Source organism: Acinetobacter sp. TR11, from assembly GCF_027105035.1.
Classification (GTDB): domain Bacteria; phylum Pseudomonadota; class Gammaproteobacteria; order Pseudomonadales; family Moraxellaceae; genus Acinetobacter.
Genome location: NZ_CP114256.1, coordinates 2801074 through 2822168 on the forward strand (window position 1 = coordinate 2801074; position 21095 = coordinate 2822168).

The window sequence follows — 21095 nt, forward strand, 5'->3', positions numbered from 1 at the left end:
TACCCCCCTCCCTTTTGATTTTTTCTCACGGAGAGAAAATTTCATGGGGGGGCGGTCTTTAGCGGGAGGTCGGTTTAGACTTTTGACCCCATATCCCCTTGAATATTTTTAAAATGTGAAAAATGCAGTTGCTGTATCTTCATGCCGTTGGATACTTCAAGAATCTTTTCATTGAGCACATCGAGCACTTCCCATTGATCCTGATCAGTACAACCAAGTCGGCTGAGGATCACATCGTTTGTAATCGTCAATAGATCGCCAACTTTGAATGGACTTTTACGTTCAGGATCATTCACTGCTTTGGTAGCTACTGGCATCCAAGCACCGCGATCTTCTGATGCAGTCTTGATGTTATGGTGTGTTTCACATAACGGTTGCCAGTTTGATTTGTCCCAGAACAGATCCTTATCGCCCTTGTGTGCAACGATATGATCGACCACCGTTGCAGGCATCACGTAACCCTTGCGACGACACTCAACACACAGCGGATGTTCCAACAAGAATTGGTCACGATGTTTTTTCCACTCGGCATCATAGCCACGTTGATGTGCAGTCCCGCGATCACGATCACGTTGCTTCACTCTGCTCTGATGTTTGTCGCAATATCCTTTGTTCGATGCAAAGTCCTTACAGCCCGATGACAGACATGGACGCTTAGCTTTCTGGGGTGCTTTGTTCATGTTTCACCGGAGTAACTTTGATGGAACGTTTAATAATTAATTCACGCAGTTTCTGTGTTGCTTTCAGTTGAATGATCTTGTCCACTGCATGAAGCGCTGTGAGCAATACCATTCGACGTTTAGGCATCTGCACTGAGATGCGAACGATCATCTGATTGTTTGCCATGCGGTCATCCTTAAAAAAAGACTGTATGCCCTGCCCCGCGCCTGACATACAGCCATAAAAAAAGAGCCTCTGGGGAGAGACTCTTAAGAACTTACAGCGCTTTAAATACAGTTTTGCATTGTGGAGAAATGTAGTTTATTTCTGGCTCACCTGTCAATACATAAAATCAACTTTTAGGTGATTTAATATATTTCATTATCCATCAGTTTATTTATTTGTCTCTTAACCTTTTGCATTGCATCCTTCAAATCAACCGCTATATCTTTTCGATAATCATCAATCAAACTGCCAACCACTCGTTGGATCTTCATTCGAGACAATCCAGCAAGAACAGCACGGTTTCTTTCAGATGGCTTGTATGTTGCTGGACATGCGAACAGTTCAATCAATGCAACACGCAATGCAGTGGCATGATCAATATGATTTTGATAGCAGTATTCAGTCTCAAGTACCTGAGCCTGTTCAGTAATCACTTCAATCGTATTGTCACCGAAGGCATACATACGGATCAACTTCGCTTGTTTTGACGATAAACGTGCATAACTGATCGCCAGTAATACATCTTCACGGGTCAATGCACCAAAATTACCGCCACCGATTGCATCGAAATTTGTTGTTTTTGGATTTAACAAACGCAAATATTTTTCCATGATCACTATCCTTGTTGATTTTTTAAGCTAGTGTTACGGGTAAAGTCTATTTTGTTACGGCATAACTTTGATTTGTTACATGTAAAAAAATTAAAAATATAATAAAAACAAATGTTGTTACGGGTGTTACGGGTGTTACGGGCTGTTTCCTCGCACGTAAGAAAAATATTCTTATCTTTAGAAATAAGAATTAGCAGATTGAATAATTTTTTTTTCACGCGTGCGCGCGCGCATAAGCCCGTAACAGGTGTAACAAGGTCGCTGAAAGTGAGATGGTGTAAGTCTTTGACAGTGTTACGGGGTGTTGATTTAACCCGTAACAGACCCGTAACACCCGTAACAATTATTGATATTTTATATTGTGTTAGGGACATCATGATCTCCTTTTAACTTAGCACGAAATTCTTTCACTTGTCCACTCAGCCAATCTGCTCTTTTTACGCCTTCAGGTGGATTAGCAGTAAAGACCATGCGCCTTTGCACCTCTTTGCGTCTTTCCTGATAACCAGCTCCAGTGACAACATCCTCATAGATCCGTCCATGCCCTTTGGCCACGACACGCTCAGATGCAATCAAGTTTAAGAACTTGTTAGATGGAATCGCTTTTTCTCCATTCTTATGGCACCACTGACGATAAGCCATATACAAATCATCTGAGAGACAACAAACAAATGGATGCTCTAATAATCCTACACGCCAATCATCTAAGAATAATTTCCAGCCTGGTAAACCGAACTGAATGATTTTCTGTTTGGCCTTGGTCATTGGTGGCTCAGTGTATGGGGTGAAGTCCGCCAGATCCATCGACAACAAGTAGGTATAGAAAGCACTGATTGCTTTACTGTCAGGTTCAAGACAGTTTTCAATCAATCCTTTTAGTTCATCACCTAATTTTTGATTTGGTTCGAGTACCAAGAATCGACGGTCACGTTCTTCAATAGCCAATGGCTGTACTTCATTGGATAAGAACACACAGTTGATGTGGTTATTCTGCGAATAGCCTGACATAAACTTTTTCTCGATACGGATCTTTTCACCCGTGATCATGTGTTTGATCAGACCCATCATGCCGAACTTGGACTTATTGTTAAATATTTCTTCAAATAAGCAGTACAACTTACGCTCAGCCCAATCTGTATAAATGGATTCAAGACCATTTTGACCCAATGTGACAGAGTACTTTTCACCATAAATCCGTGTCATGATCTTTTCAAAGAATAGGGATTTACCCGAACCTTGCACGGCACTGCACAGCAAAACAGATGTATTCATTTTTGCACCTGGATGTTGCAGAGGATAAGCGAGCCATTTCATCAGCCATTCATAAGCAGCCGTTTCACGACCACATAAAAATTTGACCAAGTTAATAATTGGTATGCACAGCTCCAACGCATCGGAAGTTTGAACAATCTGATTTTTATCATCCAGCATCGGTGAAATGTCCATGCCGTCATAGGTATTGATCTGACCTTCACTGATATGCATGCTTGGGACAAAGACCAAATCTTCATGCCAAATCATGCGTTTTTCTCTAGACTTTGCCCATACATCATAAGCACCTGCCCAGTTTTCTTTCATAACATCCGTGCCGACAAGCTCACGACGAAATGTATCCCAACATGCTTTTTTACCTTCAAGCATAATGAACCTTTCGATCATCTCTTTTGCTTTGAGATGACCTTCATCCGTTGCACGTCCAGCTGCATCATCTGATGAAATGGTTTTACGTTTTGGATGTGAATTCCACTGATCAAAGACTTTCTTGCCACCTAACATGGTCTGAAATGCGGTTTTTTTCCAAATCTTTTTGCCGTAATCATCCCAAACGTTGGTTTCACCTTCAATTAAGCAGAAACGGGCAATCCATTTTTCCATTTGATTTTCAGGTGAAGGCTCAGATTGAGCAGTATTTTCCTGCGAAATACCCGCGCCCCCACTTTGTTCAACAACATCGATTTGTTCAAAATCGGGATCTTGCCCCCAAAAATTGTTGGTTGCATTACTTGGGGGTGCGGGGGAAATCTGAATAGAAGAAATAGCTGAACGGATCTGCTTTCCGACTTCGTCGAGTCCGCAATTGACATGCAAATCGTTGAAGTCTGTATAGACCTTAGAATTCATGCAACTGACTCCTTAATTTTGGTGAAATCAGGCAGTACAATGATGCCACCTGTTATGGCTTGTGCTTCTTCGGCATACTTTAATCCCGTATTTTCTTTAGCTGAATCATCATCTGCACAGTAAACAAACACAGCATTCGGATATTTTTGGCGCAATACTGCACCCACTTTTGGTAAATTATTTGCAACGAATGAAAGCGCGACTGGATGACCTGTTGCCATGTGAATAGACATTCCTGTGGCATAACCTTCAGCAATACAAATAATGTAAGCGTCATACAGATCCGGCTGTACCTCACCGATGACAAAGAAACACCCCCCAGTACGACCACCACTTTCTTGAATAAATAGTTTTTGCCCATCAGGTGTGATGGTCTGCACGTTCCAAATTTTGCCGTGCTCATCATATGCAGGGATCAGAAGGTTGCCGTCATGCGTAATCTTGATTTTAGGGTCTTTATCAACTTGCTTATTCTTTAAGTACAAACTGAAATCACCCTGATAAGCATTGCGGAATGTACTTTCTGCTTTACGCGCGATGTTTTCACGCATCTTCTGTTCAAGTTCACGTTGCTCTTTTTCACGGTATTCGCGTTCTTTACGCCATTTTTCACGGTCTGCATCTGTGATATTTGACGTTGCATCAAGTCCAACGATTGCAGCAACTTCTGCTATGGATTCAGGAAAGGACAAGCCCGTCACTTTTTGAATCAAACTAAAGCCATCACCAGCGCTACATTGTTGACAGAAATAATCACCGTTGCCATTCTTATCGTCATACCAAAAGCGATCACGGCCACCACATGCAGGACAAGGCGTTTTTTTCTTGAAGCGAACTTCAATGTTAAATCTTGGAAAAATCGTATCCATCCAAAGGCCTTGCGCCTTGGCTTTTACGTCATCCAATTGAAATTTAGGCTTAATCATCATGCCACCTGCTCACGCTGTTTTTTGACCATCGCAAGCAAAGATGTCGCCACTCGAACAAGATCCAGTACTTCCTGATAAATCTCGTTTTCTTCAACCTTAGTGATCCGACCGTCTGCTACTGCATTCGCTATCGACTGAGCTAATGCACCCTGCTCTTTTGCTAGTTCACCAACTCGACTTAAATAACTCACCTGATCGAAATTTTCTGAAACTTTTGGAAATTCAAACCAGCCCGCATTGCCATGAATGGCACATATACTATCCATAATCCCTGGATCACGAGTTTCAGCAAGTACTGCTTCAAGATGATAAATATTGGCCTTATGGGTAGTGGTAGTAGGACATAGGGAATTTCTAAAAGTGGTTAGATTCCAACAATTCTTTTCAGCAATATACGACATCAATGATTGATCACCATCTCCATAAACTGCTGCACGTAATGCCAAAGAGAGTGGCAAAACCTTATCTTTATTATTAATCATGATTTTAGCCTCATTAAATAATCATATTTACTCATGATGAAATCACCTACGCTTTACTTAAGTCATATAACCAAGAGACGAATTCATGCTTAGAAAAATCACCACTAGAAGCAAAAACCAAAGCATCAATCATTTCAGGACGTGGGATTTTTTTCTTGTAAATCAAATGTCTTTTGATGTAATTCGGTGTAGTTCCAGAATCTTGAGAAAACTTGACCAAGCGCTCATCAGACATTTGCAAGATATATTCATTAAAATTGAAATCAACTTTCATACAACTAAATCACCTTAAAGGTTATTTATTTTGTTGCATTATTGATTTTTTAATTATTGAAAGTCAACACCTAATAGGTGATTTAAGTATTTTATGAGTGATTTTTTTTCATGTGATTATGCTTGATAATCACCGCATAGCAATAAGTAAAAGTCTTCAGGAGCCTGATGGCCCTGAATTAAAGGCGGAGGAACATCAACCTCAATATTTGGTGTATAGGTATTTGAAATGCAAATGACTGTTTACGAGACTCGCAAAAACAACCTGCTCAACATGTTGGAATTCTATGAAAACAGAAGAGCTTTTTGTGAAAAATTAGGTGTTGAATACAATCACTTAAATCAATATTTAGGCAAAAATAGTAAAAAAAATATTGGTGATAAATTTGCCGAAAAAGTGACTGAAGCACATGGCTTACCACTAGGTTGGCTAGATCACCCCCAAGATATTCTTACCATTAAAAACATTGTTCAATCTAACCACGCGACAGATCATGTCGTATCAGATAAAAAAATTAGAAATAAATCAACTAATCACCCTAGTATTGATCAAAACGATGTGCTTAGAATAGTGCCACTTAAAAACATTTTAAAAATGTCCAAAGGTGAAGAGTTGGCAGTCAGCGATAATATTGAAGAAGTAAAGAACATTAATCTTCCAGCGGGTATCAATAATCCAATAGCGTACTTGATTCGTGGTACAGGATTTTCAAAACCATATCGAAATGGTTATGCAATTGTGTGTGAGTTTGCAGGTATACCGATACCTGGTGAGGAAGTCCTAATATTTTGTAAAGATGGCTCAATTTACGCTGGTGAATTCCAACGTGAAGAAGATATATTGATAAGCATTGATTCAGTTGATGGTTCTAATGATCGTATCCTTAAAGATAAGATTGCACGAATTTCTCCAGTGAAAATGTTTATTTCTCCGAGCCAAATTAAGTAGCTTAAATATGATTAAAAGGTGGCAAATGCCACCTTTTTTTTATTCCTAAAATTTACTTTTAAGTAATTTTATTAAAAAAAATATTCTTTCGTACAATAAATCAATGCAACAAAATCACCCAAAATTTAACTTAATCACCCAATAGGTATTGACAAGGTTGATTTTATAAATCAATAATTCACCTATCAAATAACCTATAAGGTGATTTATTTAATGAAAAAATCAACTTTTGACACAATCATCATCAACCGTCTTCACGCTGAAGATTTCGCTCAGCCAGCAAAGATCAATCTTTTTGCTCGTATCTGGAGAAAGCTATGTGTCGTGAAAACAGCATGAACCAGATTAACGCAGCTATCGAAAATTTACTTAATGCACTTTCAAGCGCTGCATTACTGGATGCCCAATCTCAAGCCTTAGCGTTCATTCAAGCAGCTTTTGAAGCTGAAGAACTAAGTCAAATTGAAAAACAGACTTTGGAAAAAAAAGTACGTCGTATTTACCGAAACCAACTTATTGAGGAATCAGCATGAATCAGCACCCATGCCAGGATAAATGTCCAAATTTCACGGATGAACAGTGCTGCCATTGCTTGATTGCTGAAATTGAGCAGCCTGAACCTGAAGGCTGTGAACATCATCCATCAAAATGCTGCGAATGCATGCTTAAAGAAATTGATGAAGAGTATTTGAGCTATTTGTCTGATGAAGAAAAACATTTAAATGCAGCACTAAAAGCTGTGGAGTATGTGTCATGAACGAATATGCACCGTTTTACATTATTGCTTTTATGTTCGTTTTCTCTGTTTTTATTGTCTTAAAAGCGTATGAACATCAACTCAAGCTCAAGCGAAAACAAGCTGCATTGAAGCAGCTGCTGGAGAACGACGATGCTGCAATTCACTGATTTAAACCACACTAAGCACATTATCAATATGAGCAATGTGAACAACGTGGTGATCCGTAATAACAATGGTGCGCATGTGATTACTTTTCACATGCCTGGTCAGCATGTGGTACCTGCAACCGTTGATGTAAAAACGGCTGAACGTATCTTCAAGGAACTAGGGGAATTGAAGTGAAAGGTAAATTTGCTCCAGTTATCAACACGTACACGATGCTTGTGTTGCGCTACATGTCTCCAGTGGTACCGCTTGAAAATGTGGTTGAAGACTACTTGAGCCACATGTCACTTGAAATTGCCAAACGTAAAGCAGTGAAACAGGAATTACCGTTTCCTGTGATCCGTTTGGGCGAAAAACAAAAAGCATCTTGGATGGTCAATTTGGCAGACCTTGCTGTGTATATCGATCAGCAAACTGCATTGGCTCAGCACGATCATAAAGCCATGAATGGTGAACAGTATGCACACTAATTTGGACCATGACATTTTACGTAAAAAAACTGAATCAAGACGACTTGATATTCAAGTTCGCTGGTTCCTCCGTAAGCAAAAAAAGCAGTGTCCAGATCAATTACCTGCAGGCTATTCAGCTCTGAATGACAAGTCAAAACAGAACGAATGGACAAGCTCACAGCATGCCATGCGTCAGACCATGACAAGCTCAGTCAGTAAAAAACGTCCTGTTTTAAAAACGATTGAAAAGCCTTTAACAGTTGAGCAACAACGTCAAAAGTATAACTTTGATGAAAAGCACAAAGCACTGGATGCTGATCTGGATACTTTCACGGGTAAATGCTTAAAGCATGGAGAAACACTTTTCAAAGTCTATAAATCAAACCAAAAACATCACTGCATTGCATGCAAAGCAGAAATTATTCAACGCAAAAAGGAATTGGCAGCATGACTAAAAAATTAATGATTGATTGTGAAACTTTAGATGTTGGTGAACGCCCTGTTCTACTTAGCATTGGTGCTGTTGTTTTTAATGATCAGCAAATCTTACATTATTTTGATGCTGGTATTAGTACGGAATCGACCACTGATTTTGATGTGAGCCAAGACACTTTGGACTGGTGGTCTGAACAAAGTTTGGCTGCTCGTGAGCAAGCATTTTCAGGTACTGAGAACATAAAAGATGCATTGATCAGATTAGTCAATTTTTACACTCAACATGAATGCACTGAAATTTGGTCAAAAGGTGCCTTAGCTGATATCCGCTGGATCAATAACGCATTAGACCATTTCGACATTGAACGCCCTTGGAAGTACTACAAAGAATTTTGCTTTAGAACACTACTCAAGACTGTTTCTAAATTAGATTTGCCATTTGTTGGTATGCCACACAACGCACTTGATGATGCTGTTCACCAGGCTAAACAGTTTATTCATATCAAGAACATTCAGAGTAAACAGTCTCAGATCCTGATTGAACAAGGTCAGCGCTTTAATGAAATGGCGCAAAAAGTAGCTGATTTGGAGTTCAAATTACTGCAAAAGGATGAAGCTTGTGACCGAATTCTTTTTGTTGATCTTTGAAATCATGCTTTTAGCAAATGGCACTTTATTTATTAAATACAAAATGTGGGAATGGTAATGAAACTCGAAAATGCACAAGAACAGTTGTTAGAACTGAGTCCTCTAAAACTCAGCCAACAATTTAGCCGTGATGATCTTTTAGATCTACGTGACCAACTCAAAGCCAAACGTGCAGGCTTGATTGAAGCCAAGGACAAATGCAAAAACGGCAATTCAATTGCTTTACTGAATATTGAATTGTCACAAGTCAATTCTATGCTGACACGCATCAACCAGACTGTCACTTTGCTTGATCAAGATGCCAAGATCATGAAGAAAAATAATCACTCAGCGCAGGAGCTGGCGATGCGTTTTTTCAAGGTGGCTGAAAAGGAATTGGACTCGAAGACATTTAACAAAATTAAAGAAAAGGCAAAGGTGGCTTGATGGAAAATCTTATTAAGGTCAAAGATATAAATATCAGCACAACACCAGGTCTTATTGCTCAAGATGTATTTAAAAAGGCCGTTTCACCAGTAATCACAGTTTTAGAAAAAGAAGGTCGTGAATCAGTAAAAGAATTCACTTTCTGTTCAATGTGGCTTGCAATGGGCTTGTATATAAACAATTTAAGCACTTCTGATGCAGAGAAAGCATTAAACCACGTAACCTCAAATGTGATTAAAGAGCTCAAAAAAATGCGAGGTGAAAAGTGATGGATAATCAGAAGGAAAGAGAAATTTTTATTGCTGAAGTTCGACAACTTGATTCGTTTAATTTTTATGAATTTAGTGTGTCTCCTTTTGAGTTTGATGAAGAATCAAGAATATTTTACTTTCCGCCCACTCAACTCTTGTGGGAAACATGGAAAGCAGCCAAAGCTCAAACTGCAGTCAAATTAGATAGAGACACAGCACGACAAAAATTGGCAATGATGTGGCGCGGTGAATCCACTGAAATTAATGGACGAACAGTGATTTTTAATGAGTCAGGTTGTTTTGATGTAAGACAAGATTTTGGTAGCGGGCATTTTTCTCAATCGCTTAAAGCTACACTCGATTACCTATTTCAACAACGACAAAGCCTCTAAATAGAGGCTTTTTTAATGGCTTCAGCAATGCCCGTTATTTTGGCCACTTCAATCGCTTGCTTATATGTGAGCAGATCCTTTCTAATAATATCTAAATTGACATAGCGTTTCAGACTATTCCAGTCATCGTGCAAAGTGTACTGCTGGATCTGTGGTACCGTTAAGCCCTGCTCTGCCAAACGTGTTGCTGCCTCATGGCGAAGGTCATGAAAACGTAAATCATCAATGCCCGCTTGTTTCTTAATTTTCTGCCAATGACGTGCAATATTTTCCTCATGTGTTGGGATCAGGTACCGATCATCACCACCACGTAAAAGCATTTTTTTACGGATTTCAGGCTTGAGTAATTCATCAATAATTTCAGCTGCTTCATCTGACACCACAAACCATTTGTCATTGTTCTTTTTCGTTGGATGCTTCACTGCCTCCAGATACCATTTTTTGTGCTCACGATCATAATGCTGTATTTCAAGCCGTGGCAATTCACCTAAACGACGACCCGTGTAAATATCAAGCCACATAATCAAGTACAAAGGCGTATTTGAATAATTCTTTAAATGAAAATCCATGTACGCATACGTGGTCAGGTCCTGCAATTCTTTGGTCGTTGGCAACCTGTTACGCTCTTCAGACTCAGAAATCACACGAGACTTTCTTAGACCTTTAACTGCTTTTTCATATTCATTGAAATCAATCTCGACACCCCAAAGCAGTTCAGCATGATCCAATACTGATTTGATGCACTGGAACTCGAAAAGAATAGTACTCGGCTCAACAGGATCTAAATCATAATTTTCATTTTTATAGCCATCACGTCTACGCAAAGCATGTTGTGCATAGTCAGTACGCTTCAGATCCGACAATGACTTTTGAGAAATATCGAACTTTTTCAGCATCTCTAATGTAAATGCCTTAGTCCTGCCATAGTCTGAAATTTCAGCTTTATACCTGGTAATTGCGGATGCCAAAGACATAGCTGCTGATGCCACAGCATCTTTGTCGGTTGACAACAAGTGAGGATTCTTTTCTAATCTGTCCTCTTCTCTTTTTAGCCACGCTTTTGCCAAAGCTCTGGTACTAAATGTTTCAGTATCAAAGTACTCGATACCCTCACTTGGCTTGCGAATATTGATCACAGCTTTGTATCTGGTACCTTTAGTTTTGGATTTTAACTCTGTGATATAGCCCATGCTTGCAACTATTTCTTAAATGAACGGGGAATGGTTGCAAATATAGTTGCAAGAGTTACAAAAAGATAGGAAAAGATGCAAATTCATCGTAAATGATACGAATGCTAATAGGTGCTTAAATGACTGATTTAAAACAAAACACTGATATATCAAGGCTTCCACGTATATCCGTTGCACCCATGATGGATTGGACCACAAAAGACTATCGTTTCTTTGCCCGTTTATTTAATCCCAATGTCGTGTTGTATACCGAAATGGTCACTACAGGCGCGATTATTTACGGTGGTGCTAATCGCCATCTCGATTTCAATCAGCAAGAGCATCCAATTGTGCTACAACTTGGCGGCTCAAATCCACAAGAGCTTGCTACCTGCACCAAAATGGCCGAAGACTGGGGTTATAACGAAGTTAATCTGAATGTCGGCTGTCCAAGTGATCGCGTGCAAAACAATAAAATTGGGGCTTGCTTAATGGCTGAACCCAATTTAGTTGCAGAATGTATTCATAGTATGCAAAAAGCAGTATCGATTCCTATAACTGTAAAGCATCGTATCGGGATTGATGACATGCAATCTTACGAAGAAATGCTGCATTTTGTTGATACGGTGGCATCAACAGGCTGCACACATTTTATTGTACATGCACGTATTGCGATCTTGCAGGGCTTATCGCCGAAAGAGAATCGCGAAGTTCCACCATTACGCTATGAAGATGTCTATCGTCTAAAGCAAGAACGCCCACATCTAACCATTGAGATTAATGGCGGTATCAAGACCTTTGAAGAAACACAACAACATTTACAGCATGTTGATGGAGTCATGATTGGTCGTGAGGCATATCATAATCCGTACTTATTGGCGGAGATGGGTGAACTTTGGAATTTGGAAGCACCTAATCGTTTTGAGATCATGCAGCACATGATGCCTTATATTCATCAACGCGTTGCTGAAGGTGCTCCACTTTCGATTATCACTCGCCATATTCTAGGTTTATTTCAAAATCTACCAGGCGCACGTAAATGGCGTCAGGCCCTCAGTGGTGGAAATGCCAAAACGATTGCTGATATTGAAAATGCAATCATCAATATCCAAACAGCGATGCAACGTACTGAAGATTACGTTCGAGAACATCAAAGTTAATTTGATGTTCTACGCATAACTTTTGCACATCGGAATATAGCGTAATCCGAAATTTTCATAAACGGGCTGTGCATAACAACTAGAATTCACAGTAATTTTTGAATGTTGCTGAGAAAGTTTATCTTCTAAAAACATCCAAAGCTGACGACCTATTCCTTGCTGTTGTGAATCCTGCTTAACAAAGAAATGAATCAAATGAGAAGGTTGTTTATAAGCAATCACACCAATAATGGATAACTCTTTCTCGAAAACAAAATATTCAATGCTTTGCATTTCAAGTAATTTCTTAATCATATCCTGACTAAATTTTGCTTCACCCTCTGCATTCAGTGCAAAATCTTTTATATATGGCTGAATTAATTCTACTATTTGCTTGATATCTGTTGCTTGTGCTGGACGTATCACTTGTTATTCTTTCCATTTTTCACTTTAATAAACAATAGTTTATTATTTTTTAAATCACAAAGCTTTGTTTCTTTGAATCAGCGCTTGCGTATATTTTTCAATCAAAAAAGAAATATAATCTTACAAATCATTTTATTCAAACTAATTAACAACTAAATTAATGATAATAAAAAAGATTCTTTATGTGATTTTTACGCTAAGTTCCTCACAACACCCTCAAAAAGTTACGTTATTACATTGCAAATAAGTTTTTTTAAGATTTATCGCTTAATATCTGCGAGCCACGGAATTTGGCGACCGCTTCAAAGTTGTTTTAGGATTGGTTGAGATTGAACTATGATTTATGATGCACCCTCATTAGATTCGATGATGCATGCACAGACTCAAAATGCAGTCATTATGCTCAGAGAAACTCCCGCAGATATTACACCGCCATACGCATTATCCAAGAATTCGCAGCAAATTAACTTACAGAAGTTTTCAGATAAACTTTCTCGTGTTTCCTCATTTCATAGTTCAGCAAAGTGTGCCAAATCAATTCGTATCGCATTACAAACAGCGGGCGCAAAAATTGCACAACATCCTATAGCCGCCTCAGATTGGGGTGGAACGCTACAAAAGATTGGCTATAAGCAAATTGACCCTGCTTTTGATAACCCAATGCCAGGCGATATTTATATTATTCATCGCACCAAAAAACATGTTTATGGTCATATTGCCGGTTTTACAGGCTCACAATGGGTTTCTGATTTTAAGCAGACTAGCTATGACGTTTATAAAGACAAAAACGTCACTTATACTTATTACCGTCTTGGTTAATAAAAGCCTGAATCAAAGCCTAAACGAACATTATGTTTTAGGCTTTTTAGCATCTAATTTTTTCAGCACTTCAGCCACCGCCACCATGGCAAAGCTTGAAGTCACCACCACTGCCGAACCATAACCGCCACAACGCAAGCCAGCACTTGGGCAAACTTCTGCGCTTGAAAATGGGTTATCAATCGAATACACGCAAGTGATTCCGAATTTCTCTTTGGGCTTTTTGCAAATCCCTTTTGAACGCAGTTGCGTGCGTAACTTTGCCAACATTGGATCTTGTTCGGTCTTGGACAAATCTGCCACGCGAATCTTCAGTGGATCGAGTTTTCCTCCTGCTCCGCCTGACACAATCAACGGGATTTTGTTAAAACGACAATGCAGCATTAAGGCAAGTTTGGCTTTGACGTCATCAATACAATCCAAAACAATGTTTGGCACTGGGTTTAGAATCTCTTTGACATTTTCAGGCATCAGATAATCATCAATCACGTTTACTTTCATACGTGGATTAATTTGACGACAGCGCTCTGCCATCACTTCGATTTTTTCTTGTCCTAGTGTCGAACTCATCGCTGGCAATTGACGGTTGATATTGGAGGCTGCTACCACATCCATATCGACTAAGGTCAGTTCACCAATCCCGGTACGTGCCAGTGCTTCAACTGCCCAACTGCCGACGCCACCAATCCCAATCACCATGACATGACTGTGTTCATAATGCGAAAAGGCAGTTTCTCCATAAATTTTGGCGACACCCGCAAAACGGCGCTCATATTCATCATTTACAGAAACATCGGTCATCACAGTCGTGGTCTATCTTTGCAGTCAAAGCACTATTTTACCGTGTTTAACTGATTTTAGGTTAGCCCCGTGAAACTTTACTTGATGGTTGATCTCGACGAATTAAAATCACCAATAAGATAAAAACGATCAGGCTCATGCACAAAGCCAACAGGTTTGCATTGATCCATCCGAGGCTACTCAAAATCGGTGCAGGTAAAAATGCTCCTAATGTTGCAAACAAAGCAATTCCTGTTTCATTGATACCTTGAACACGATGTTTTTGCTGCTCGTTAAGACCAGCTAACAAGGTTGATGCACCTGAATAAGCAAAATTCCAGCCCACGCCCAACACGATCAAGGCAGCATTAATATAGATACCGACCTGTCCAAACATTGGAATTAAAGACGATAGCATCAACAAAACAAAACCAACATAAATCGTGGTATGCGTTCCCCAGCGTTGTATCAGCTTTGACACAAAGAAAGATGGGATAAACATGGCCAATACATGTAACTGAATCGAGATCGAAGCATAATGAAATGAGTGATGCTCCTTGAGGTGCAAGGAGGACATAATCATCATGACATTCATAATATAGTAGGCAAATGCTCCGCTGATCACCGCAGCAATAATCAAAGTACTTGGCAGTTTGCTACGCTGGGTTGGTTCAATTAGCACCTGCTGTGTTTGCTGGCGTTGAAATTTTTTGTTCCATAGATACAAAGTCGGAGATAGTAACAAAGCCAAGACACTAAAGATGAAATAGATCGCAGTGAAATCGGGTAAACCTGCTACCTGCTGAAATTGAATTGCCAATATGGGCGCAATAATTGCTGCAATCACACCGCCCGAAATGACCATCGCGGTGGCTTTCGGAATTAAATCTGTTGCTAGCCGATCAGAAGCAGCAAAGCGATAAAAATTCGCAGTTGAGATAAATAAACCCAGTGAAAAATGGCTCAGGCATAATAGATAAAACTGTTGCTGCTGTAGAGCCAGATAGCCCCAAATACCGGCCAAGAATAGGCAGACACAACCAAATTGAAATACCACATGCCGACCAAACTTTTTCATTAAAAAAGAAAAAATAAAGGTGGTCAGTAACATCGCTAAAAACTGCAAACCATACGGAACCGTAGCCAAAGCCTGTGTTGGCGCTAATTTCAATCCCACAATTGCAGCTACAGTAACAGACAGAACAGCAGCAATTAAGTTAAATGCCTGCGCAGCCAAAAGGTAATAAACATAGCGTGGTAACTGATTCAAAGCCTTTATCCAATTTAATCGGGCTTGACTACCTTAACGCTGAATGTTTGAAATTCAAACAAAAAAAGATGAAAGACCAGCTTTCATCTTTGATTTAAGAGTGTGTTTCGTTATGCAGCAATCAGATTGCGTAATACATAATGCAAGATACCGCCTGCTTTAAAGTATTCCACCTCATTCAAGGTATCAATGCGGCATAACACTTTGAATTGGTCTTGACCGCCATCTTCTCGTACCACCTGAATATCTAGCGTTTGATGTGGTTGGATATCATCAGATAGGCCATGAATCGACAGTACTTCACGGCCAGTGAGGTTCAAGGATTGACGGGTTTGCCCATCCACAAACTGCAATGGAAATACGCCCATGCCGACCAAATTAGAACGGTGAATCCGTTCAAAACTTTCAGCAATGATCGCTTTAACGCCTAAGAGATTAGTCCCTTTTGCAGCCCAATCTCGTGACGAACCTGTGCCATATTCCTTACCTGCAATAATCAGCAACGGTGTTTTCTGTTGCTGGTACAGCATGGATGCATCATAGATCGCCAGCTTTTCACCTGTTGGAATGAAAATGGTACTTCCACCCTCTTCACCACCCAGCATTTCATTCTTAATTCGGATATTGGCAAAAGTTCCGCGCATCATCACTTCATGATTACCACGTCGAGAACCATAAGAGTTGAAATCTTTCGGCTCAACCTCCTGTTGCTGTAAATAGCGTCCTGCTGGACTGTCTTTCTTGATATTTCCTGCTGGAGAGATATGATCGGTGGTGACTGAGTCTCCCAACACCGCCAAGATGCGTGCCTGTTCAATATTGCGAATGGCCTTCGGAGGCTGATTAATTTTCTCAAAAAATGGCGGATGTCGAATATAAGTCGAATTATCCTGCCACGCATAAGTTTGGCTTTGTGGAATCTGGATCGCCTGCCAAGTTGAATCACCATCAAACACCGCTGCATATTCTTTATGGAACATGTCAGTATTCACTTTTTGCAGTACTTGATCAATTTCAAACTGACTTGGCCAAATGTCTTTCAAATAAACATCTTGTCCATCTTTGCCTTGTCCAATTGGTTGGGTGGTTAAATCAGTACGGATATTCCCCGCTAAACCATAAGCCACGACCAAAGGTGGAGACGCCAACCAGTTGGTTTTTACCAATGGATGAACACGTCCCTCAAAGTTACGGTTACCTGAAAGCACCGAAGCCACATTCAAATCATGGCACTGAATTGCTTCTTCAATCGGTTCAGGTAAAGGCCCAGAGTTACCGATACAGGTGGTACAACCATAACCAACCAAGTTATAACCCAACTCATCCAAGTATGGTGTTACACCTGCAGCCGCTAAATAATCAGTGACCACTTTAGAACCTGGTGCCAATGAGCTTTTCACCCAAGGTTTACGTTGTAAGCCTTTTTCAATAGCCTTTTTCGCCAGCAAACCAGCTGCCAGCATGACACTTGGATTGGAAGTGTTGGTACATGAAGTAATCGCGGAAATCACCACATCGCCATGATTCAATGGATACGATTTTCCATCAATGGTACAAGCAGGTTCTTCATGCGCTAAATTCGCTTTCTTGGCTTCAACAGCCGTACCTCCGCCGCCTTCATTCTCTAAACGTTCTTTGGCTTCTTTGGCTGGTTTTAAATTCAGCTCCATCAACGCATTAAACGTTTTCGGAACATCGCCCAACAAAACCCGATCTTGTGGGCGCTTTGGCCCCGCCAGACTGGCTTGTACGGTACTCATATCCAGACTCAAGGTATCGGTAAATACAGGTTCATCGCCTGCATGACGCCATAGCCCCTGTTGTTTACTATAGGCTTCAACTAAATCGATACGTTCTTGTTTACGACCAGTTAGGGCTAAATACCCCAATGTCACGTCATCAATCGGGAAGAAACCACAGGTTGCACCATATTCAGGTGCCATATTGGCAATGGTGGCACGATCTGCCAAAGGTAAATCAGCCAAACCATCGCCATAGAACTCAACAAATTTACCCACCACGCCTTTTTGACGCAGCATTTGGGTAATGGTCAGAACCAAATCGGTCGCAGTAATGCCTTCATTCAATTTGCCTGTGAGTTTGAATCCAATCACTTCTGGAATCAACATGGATACAGGCTGCCCGAGCATTGCTGCTTCGGCTTCAATACCCCCCACACCCCAGCCTAAAACCCCTAGTCCATTGATCATAGTGGTATGTGAATCTGTTCCAACTAAGGTATCTGGAAAGGCAAACACCTGACCTTCATCATCACCTAACCAGACAGCTTGCGCTAAATATTCTAAATTGACTTGGTGGCAAATCCCTGTACCAGGTGGCACCACACTAAAATTATTAAAGGCAGATTGTCCCCAACGCAGGAATTGATAACGCTCACCATTCCGTTGCATTTCAATTTTAACATTCTCGGCAAACGCATTTTCATCAGCAAAATGATCCACCATCACCGAATGGTCAATCACCAGATCCACAGGAGATAAAGGATTAATCAGATTGGGGTCACCGCCTGCTTGAGACATTGCGGCACGCATCGCAGCCAGATCGACCACTGCTGGAACACCAGTGAAATCCTGCATTAACACCCGTGCAGGGCGATATTGAATTTCCTGATCAGAACTTTTGGTTTTCTGCCAATCGACCAAGGCCTGAATATGCTGCACTTTTACACTTTTTTGGTCTTCAAAACGAAGTAAATTTTCGAGTAAAACTTTTAAAGACTTTGGCAATTTATCAATATTGCCAAGTGTTTCGGTTGCTCTAGCTAAACTATAAATTTGGTAGGATGTCGAACCAACGGTGAGTGTCTGTAATGCATTAAAACTATTGATTTTGCTATATCTAGCCATTCGGTTACCCTCCCAGTATTGGCGAGTTTATTTATTATGATGTTCTTCCTTTAATGTAAGCCTGTTTAGAAAAGAGTGTGTTCCCTTTTGGTTATCTTATTTTTAACGAGATTATTTGCTTATTCTCTTAAAATTTAAGTCGCAACGCAGTCAGTGAATTTTGCCAAAGTTGTGCAGCCAGCTGTAATTCAGGCTGGTTAAGGGACTGAGCCAAACTCTCCAGCACATAAGGTAAATTCACAGGGGTATTACGGGTACGATGCTCGCTCGAAGTTTGGCAACACAACGGTGTCATATCTGGACAATCGGTTTCGATCACCAAGTTTTCACTGCCTATCGCTTGTACCACTTGATGCAGTTTTTTGGCATTTGGATTGGTAATTTGTCCTGTCACCCCAATTTTAAAACCCAGTTTAACCAAGGCTTTGGCTTCTTCGACACCACCACTAAACGCATGGGCAATGCCACCCAATTTGAATTTTTGTGTTTTTAAAATGGCAATGGTTTCTGCATGTGCCTTACGGATATGTAATAACACTGGTTTTTGATACTGCATTGCCAATACCAATTGCTCACTAAAATAGTGCTGTTGCTTGGCAAACAGTTCGGGTTGTTTATGTTGTTTTAAAAAAGTATCTAAACCAATTTCGCCTACAGCCACACAGTCATGCTGCTTTAAGACTTGCTCAAGCCGCTGTAAATGTTCTGGCTGATGTTGTTCAATATAAAATGGATGTAAGCCAGGCGCCAGATAAGAACATGGCACATTTTCCCAAGCGTGTAATTGTTGATGAGTGTTGATCAGTTCATCGAATCGTGATTCAACAAAACCGATTAACACTAAAGCATCGACCCCAACCTGCTTTGCTTGTTCAGCCAGATGCTGCCGATCAATATCAAAATCGGCAACATCAAAATGGGTATGGGTATCGAACAGTTGCATTAACTTTGACTTGGAGTACTTGCAGCGGGGGTAGATGCTGCTGGCGTATCAATTTTTGGTAAATATTCAGGTTTTAAAACACCCTGCAATTCACTAAATGGAATCACTAATCGCGGTAAACCGACGACATAGGGACCAATCTCATATTCGCCATATTGCAGAATTAAACCCTGTTCACCCAATAAGAAATTATCGGTGACTTGGAATGGCCAAGCCTGTTCATATTCTTTCGGATCAGTGGCGAGTTTTGAATCGACAATCCACACTTTAAAGGCTTCATGTGCCAGTTTGTCTAAAGTTGCTTTTTGCTTCGGCAATAATAAATCATGCAATTGAATCTGTTTTTGGTTCGCTAAATCAAAGTTATAGTAGCGTTGTGAGGTTGAACCATGCGCTCCACCCAAATAACTGCTGCTATTTAACACTACAGTTGCCAGCTTGCCTTTCGGTTGCAAAATTTTAGGCTTAATCATCAGACTGATCTGATGACTACTACTGAGCGCTTTTAACTCTTCATCAATCTTTACAAAAGCATTCGCATAGGCTTGTGCTTGAGTATCTAAACCTGTTTTTTGTTCAGCCGTTTTGGGTGCGGATGCTGCTGCGGTATCAGCATCAACGACATCGAGCATTTTACTCAGTTGATTGAGAATCTGTTGATCCAGTAACTGATCAATAAATGGGAAATTACTTTGTAATCGTTCAACTGTGAAATCTGGACAAGTATTGCCTTTACATTCAGGTAAATTTACCTGCAATTTCACGGTTTCACCACGCAGAATTGCCTCAGCAGTTTGCTGTACCACTGGCGGATCTGTCGGTTTATCCTGTGATTCTTTCGGCTCTGATTTCGGCTGGCAAGCAGCAAGCAAAATCGCACCTGCAAGAATGCTATATTTATAAAATGCTTTCATTTAAAACCTATCAGTATTGTTATTACACAAGATTTTTAAATGCTATCGAAGTTAAAGCAAAACCGCTATAAGCGCATGCAATTTCTATACGAAACTCAAGCAAGTAGATTAAAACATTTGCTGATAAATTTCAGGTTGTAGCATCTGTTTGCTTTGTTCAGTGGTTAAATAAATATCCAACTGTGGTGCATCTTTACTGATTTCATTGGCACGATAATGCAAACCGATTCCTTCTCCATCGAAGAACCAATCTGCCTGTCCCCAATACAGTTTTTTAGGAACTTGTTTCTTCACTTCTGTACTTTGTTTTTCAATCCATTGTTGATAGTGTGCTTGAATAATATTATTTAATTCATTTTGCTGATTTTTCTGTATCACATCGAGTACTGTTAGATTTTTCTGTAACTTACGATCAGCGACGAAAAAGTAAAATCTGTCTTTAACCGCAATATCTTCTTGCTGTGTATCAACGCCAATTTGCAACAACACGTACTGATTACGCTGTGAAGCAATACGTGTTGTTAAGCGCAGCTCATACGCTTTATTTTTAGAATATTTATCTTGCCATTCATCTGACTTTTTCACATAAGCATTCACGGCTTGCTGTAAGGTTAAATTCTTGTTTTGCTCAATTTGTTGTTGAATCACATTGGCCTGATTTTTTGCAATCCATGTGTTAAGCCACGCATCTTGGGTTTTGATAGTTTGAATATCAACATCAATACAGTTCTTCTTTTCACAGAACGGTAAGGCATAATCGGCTTTGGCTTCTTGCATATTGAGGTATGGCAGGACTTCGGCTTTTTCAGTATGCGTTGATACTTGATTTTTGTTTTGAGCTGTATCAGTCTCATTTTTTTTAGGATGATCACATGCCGTTAAAGCCATCATTCCAATCATTATACTGACAGCAAAAAGTGGTTTTAAAGTATTCATCTCATCATCCTTTATTTTAATCCCTCCCTTACGCTGCTACAACCGCAGCTCACCCTTTATAAAAGGGAGGAGCA

28 protein-coding genes are annotated in these 21095 nt (G+C 40.1%); 13 read left to right on the plus strand and 15 right to left on the minus strand.

Annotated elements, in window-relative coordinates:
- Positions 1–74: 74 nt before the first annotated feature.
- The 7 genes from O1450_RS13575 to O1450_RS13605 all read right to left on the minus strand — a co-directional run bounded on the left by O1450_RS13575 (position 75) and on the right by O1450_RS13605 (position 5302).
- On the minus strand, positions 75–581 hold the full coding sequence (locus O1450_RS13575) for an HNH endonuclease signature motif containing protein (RefSeq protein ID WP_331276165.1): 507 nt from the start codon (positions 579–581) through the stop codon (positions 75–77).
- A gap of 73 nt (positions 582–654) precedes the next feature.
- Entirely contained in the window at positions 655–846 is a 192-nt protein-coding gene (locus O1450_RS13580; protein ID WP_269228856.1) for a hypothetical protein, read from the minus strand.
- 182 nt (positions 847–1028) lie between these two features.
- Positions 1029–1496, minus strand: a complete 468-nt coding sequence (locus O1450_RS13585) for a hypothetical protein (protein WP_269228857.1) — start codon at positions 1494–1496, stop codon at positions 1029–1031.
- Positions 1497–1850: 354 nt separating this feature from the next.
- Positions 1851–3617, minus strand: a complete 1767-nt coding sequence (locus tag O1450_RS13590; RefSeq protein WP_269228858.1) for a DUF5906 domain-containing protein — start codon at positions 3615–3617, stop codon at positions 1851–1853.
- Complete coding sequence (locus O1450_RS13595) at positions 3614–4546, minus strand: primase-helicase zinc-binding domain-containing protein (protein ID WP_269228859.1); 933 nt, start codon at positions 4544–4546, stop codon at positions 3614–3616. Before O1450_RS13595 ends, O1450_RS13590 begins: the two co-directional genes overlap by 4 nt.
- Complete coding sequence (locus tag O1450_RS13600; RefSeq protein ID WP_269228860.1) at positions 4543–5028, minus strand: phage regulatory CII family protein; 486 nt, start codon at positions 5026–5028, stop codon at positions 4543–4545. The genes O1450_RS13595 and O1450_RS13600 overlap by 4 nt, the downstream gene beginning before the upstream one ends.
- A 46-nt stretch (positions 5029–5074) precedes the next feature.
- Complete coding sequence (locus tag O1450_RS13605) at positions 5075–5302, minus strand: hypothetical protein (protein ID WP_179997242.1); 228 nt, start codon at positions 5300–5302, stop codon at positions 5075–5077.
- Positions 5303–5530: 228 nt separating this feature from the next.
- On the opposite strand from O1450_RS13605, the gene O1450_RS13610 reads away from it, so the two are divergent.
- The 11 genes from O1450_RS13610 to O1450_RS13660 all read left to right on the plus strand — a co-directional run bounded on the left by O1450_RS13610 (position 5531) and on the right by O1450_RS13660 (position 9758).
- Positions 5531–6250, plus strand: a complete 720-nt coding sequence (locus O1450_RS13610; protein WP_180078653.1) for a hypothetical protein — start codon at positions 5531–5533, stop codon at positions 6248–6250.
- A 335-nt stretch (positions 6251–6585) separates the two neighbouring features.
- Positions 6586–6783: a hypothetical protein gene (locus O1450_RS13615; RefSeq protein ID WP_269228861.1), complete on the plus strand. Its 198-nt coding sequence runs from the start codon at positions 6586–6588 to the stop codon at positions 6781–6783.
- Positions 6780–7007: a hypothetical protein gene (locus O1450_RS13620; RefSeq protein WP_269228862.1), complete on the plus strand. Its 228-nt coding sequence runs from the start codon at positions 6780–6782 to the stop codon at positions 7005–7007. The genes O1450_RS13615 and O1450_RS13620 overlap by 4 nt, the downstream gene beginning before the upstream one ends.
- Positions 7004–7156, plus strand: a complete 153-nt coding sequence (locus O1450_RS13625; protein ID WP_164836591.1) for a hypothetical protein — start codon at positions 7004–7006, stop codon at positions 7154–7156. The genes O1450_RS13620 and O1450_RS13625 overlap by 4 nt, the downstream gene beginning before the upstream one ends.
- Positions 7140–7331: a hypothetical protein gene (locus O1450_RS13630; protein WP_126038133.1), complete on the plus strand. Its 192-nt coding sequence runs from the start codon at positions 7140–7142 to the stop codon at positions 7329–7331. Before O1450_RS13625 ends, O1450_RS13630 begins: the two co-directional genes overlap by 17 nt.
- Positions 7332–7384: 53 nt before the next feature.
- Complete coding sequence (locus tag O1450_RS13635) at positions 7385–7624, plus strand: pyocin activator PrtN family protein (protein WP_269228863.1); 240 nt, start codon at positions 7385–7387, stop codon at positions 7622–7624.
- Complete coding sequence (locus O1450_RS13640; protein WP_269228864.1) at positions 7614–8057, plus strand: hypothetical protein; 444 nt, start codon at positions 7614–7616, stop codon at positions 8055–8057. Before O1450_RS13635 ends, O1450_RS13640 begins: the two co-directional genes overlap by 11 nt.
- A complete protein-coding gene (locus tag O1450_RS13645) occupies positions 8054–8689 on the plus strand; it encodes a 3'-5' exonuclease (RefSeq protein ID WP_269228865.1) in 636 nt (211 codons plus the stop codon). The genes O1450_RS13640 and O1450_RS13645 overlap by 4 nt, the downstream gene beginning before the upstream one ends.
- Before the next feature lie 57 nt (positions 8690–8746).
- Positions 8747–9115: a hypothetical protein gene (locus O1450_RS13650; RefSeq protein WP_000764236.1), complete on the plus strand. Its 369-nt coding sequence runs from the start codon at positions 8747–8749 to the stop codon at positions 9113–9115.
- A complete protein-coding gene (locus O1450_RS13655) occupies positions 9115–9384 on the plus strand; it encodes a hypothetical protein (protein ID WP_269228866.1) in 270 nt (89 codons plus the stop codon). The genes O1450_RS13650 and O1450_RS13655 overlap by 1 nt, the downstream gene beginning before the upstream one ends.
- The gene (locus O1450_RS13660) at positions 9384–9758 is read left to right on the plus strand and encodes a hypothetical protein (RefSeq protein ID WP_269228867.1); all 375 of its coding nucleotides are present in this window, start codon (positions 9384–9386) and stop codon (positions 9756–9758) included. The genes O1450_RS13655 and O1450_RS13660 overlap by 1 nt, the downstream gene beginning before the upstream one ends.
- Here the strand turns inward: O1450_RS13660 and O1450_RS13665 are convergent.
- The gene (locus tag O1450_RS13665; RefSeq protein ID WP_269228868.1) at positions 9755–10948 is read right to left on the minus strand and encodes a site-specific integrase; all 1194 of its coding nucleotides are present in this window, start codon (positions 10946–10948) and stop codon (positions 9755–9757) included. The genes O1450_RS13660 and O1450_RS13665 overlap by 4 nt on opposite strands.
- Before the next feature lie 119 nt (positions 10949–11067).
- On the opposite strand from O1450_RS13665, the gene dusA reads away from it, so the two are divergent.
- On the plus strand, positions 11068–12087 hold the full coding sequence (gene dusA, locus O1450_RS13670) for a tRNA dihydrouridine(20/20a) synthase DusA (protein WP_269228869.1): 1020 nt from the start codon (positions 11068–11070) through the stop codon (positions 12085–12087).
- Positions 12088–12096: 9 nt separating this feature from the next.
- Here dusA and O1450_RS13675 read toward each other — a convergent pair whose 3' ends face one another.
- Positions 12097–12492: a GNAT family N-acetyltransferase gene (locus O1450_RS13675; protein ID WP_269228870.1), complete on the minus strand. Its 396-nt coding sequence runs from the start codon at positions 12490–12492 to the stop codon at positions 12097–12099.
- 336 nt (positions 12493–12828) lie between these two features.
- Here O1450_RS13675 and O1450_RS13680 point away from each other — a divergent pair, with 336 nt between their 5' ends.
- The gene (locus O1450_RS13680) at positions 12829–13311 is read left to right on the plus strand and encodes a hypothetical protein (RefSeq protein ID WP_004658972.1); all 483 of its coding nucleotides are present in this window, start codon (positions 12829–12831) and stop codon (positions 13309–13311) included.
- A 30-nt stretch (positions 13312–13341) separates the two neighbouring features.
- On the opposite strand, the gene O1450_RS13685 is transcribed toward O1450_RS13680, so the two are convergent.
- The 6 genes from O1450_RS13685 to O1450_RS13710 form a co-directional block, all read right to left on the minus strand.
- Positions 13342–14112, minus strand: a complete 771-nt coding sequence (locus O1450_RS13685; protein ID WP_269230475.1) for a tRNA threonylcarbamoyladenosine dehydratase — start codon at positions 14110–14112, stop codon at positions 13342–13344.
- A 61-nt stretch (positions 14113–14173) separates the two neighbouring features.
- Positions 14174–15361 carry an MFS transporter gene (locus tag O1450_RS13690; protein ID WP_269228871.1) on the minus strand — a complete coding sequence of 396 codons (1188 nt, stop codon included), beginning with the start codon at positions 15359–15361 and terminating at the stop codon, positions 14174–14176.
- A gap of 110 nt (positions 15362–15471) precedes the next feature.
- A complete protein-coding gene (gene acnA, locus O1450_RS13695) occupies positions 15472–18228 on the minus strand; it encodes an aconitate hydratase AcnA (protein WP_269228872.1) in 2757 nt (918 codons plus the stop codon).
- Between the two features lie 127 nt (positions 18229–18355).
- On the minus strand, positions 18356–19171 hold the full coding sequence (locus tag O1450_RS13700; protein ID WP_269228873.1) for a TatD family hydrolase: 816 nt from the start codon (positions 19169–19171) through the stop codon (positions 18356–18358).
- Positions 19171–20085 carry an RsiV family protein gene (locus tag O1450_RS13705; RefSeq protein ID WP_269228874.1) on the minus strand — a complete coding sequence of 305 codons (915 nt, stop codon included), beginning with the start codon at positions 20083–20085 and terminating at the stop codon, positions 19171–19173. Before O1450_RS13705 ends, O1450_RS13700 begins: the two co-directional genes overlap by 1 nt.
- A 108-nt stretch (positions 20086–20193) precedes the next feature.
- Positions 20194–21021, minus strand: a complete 828-nt coding sequence (locus O1450_RS13710) for a hypothetical protein (RefSeq protein WP_046738517.1) — start codon at positions 21019–21021, stop codon at positions 20194–20196.
- Between the last annotated feature and the right edge of the window lie 74 nt (positions 21022–21095).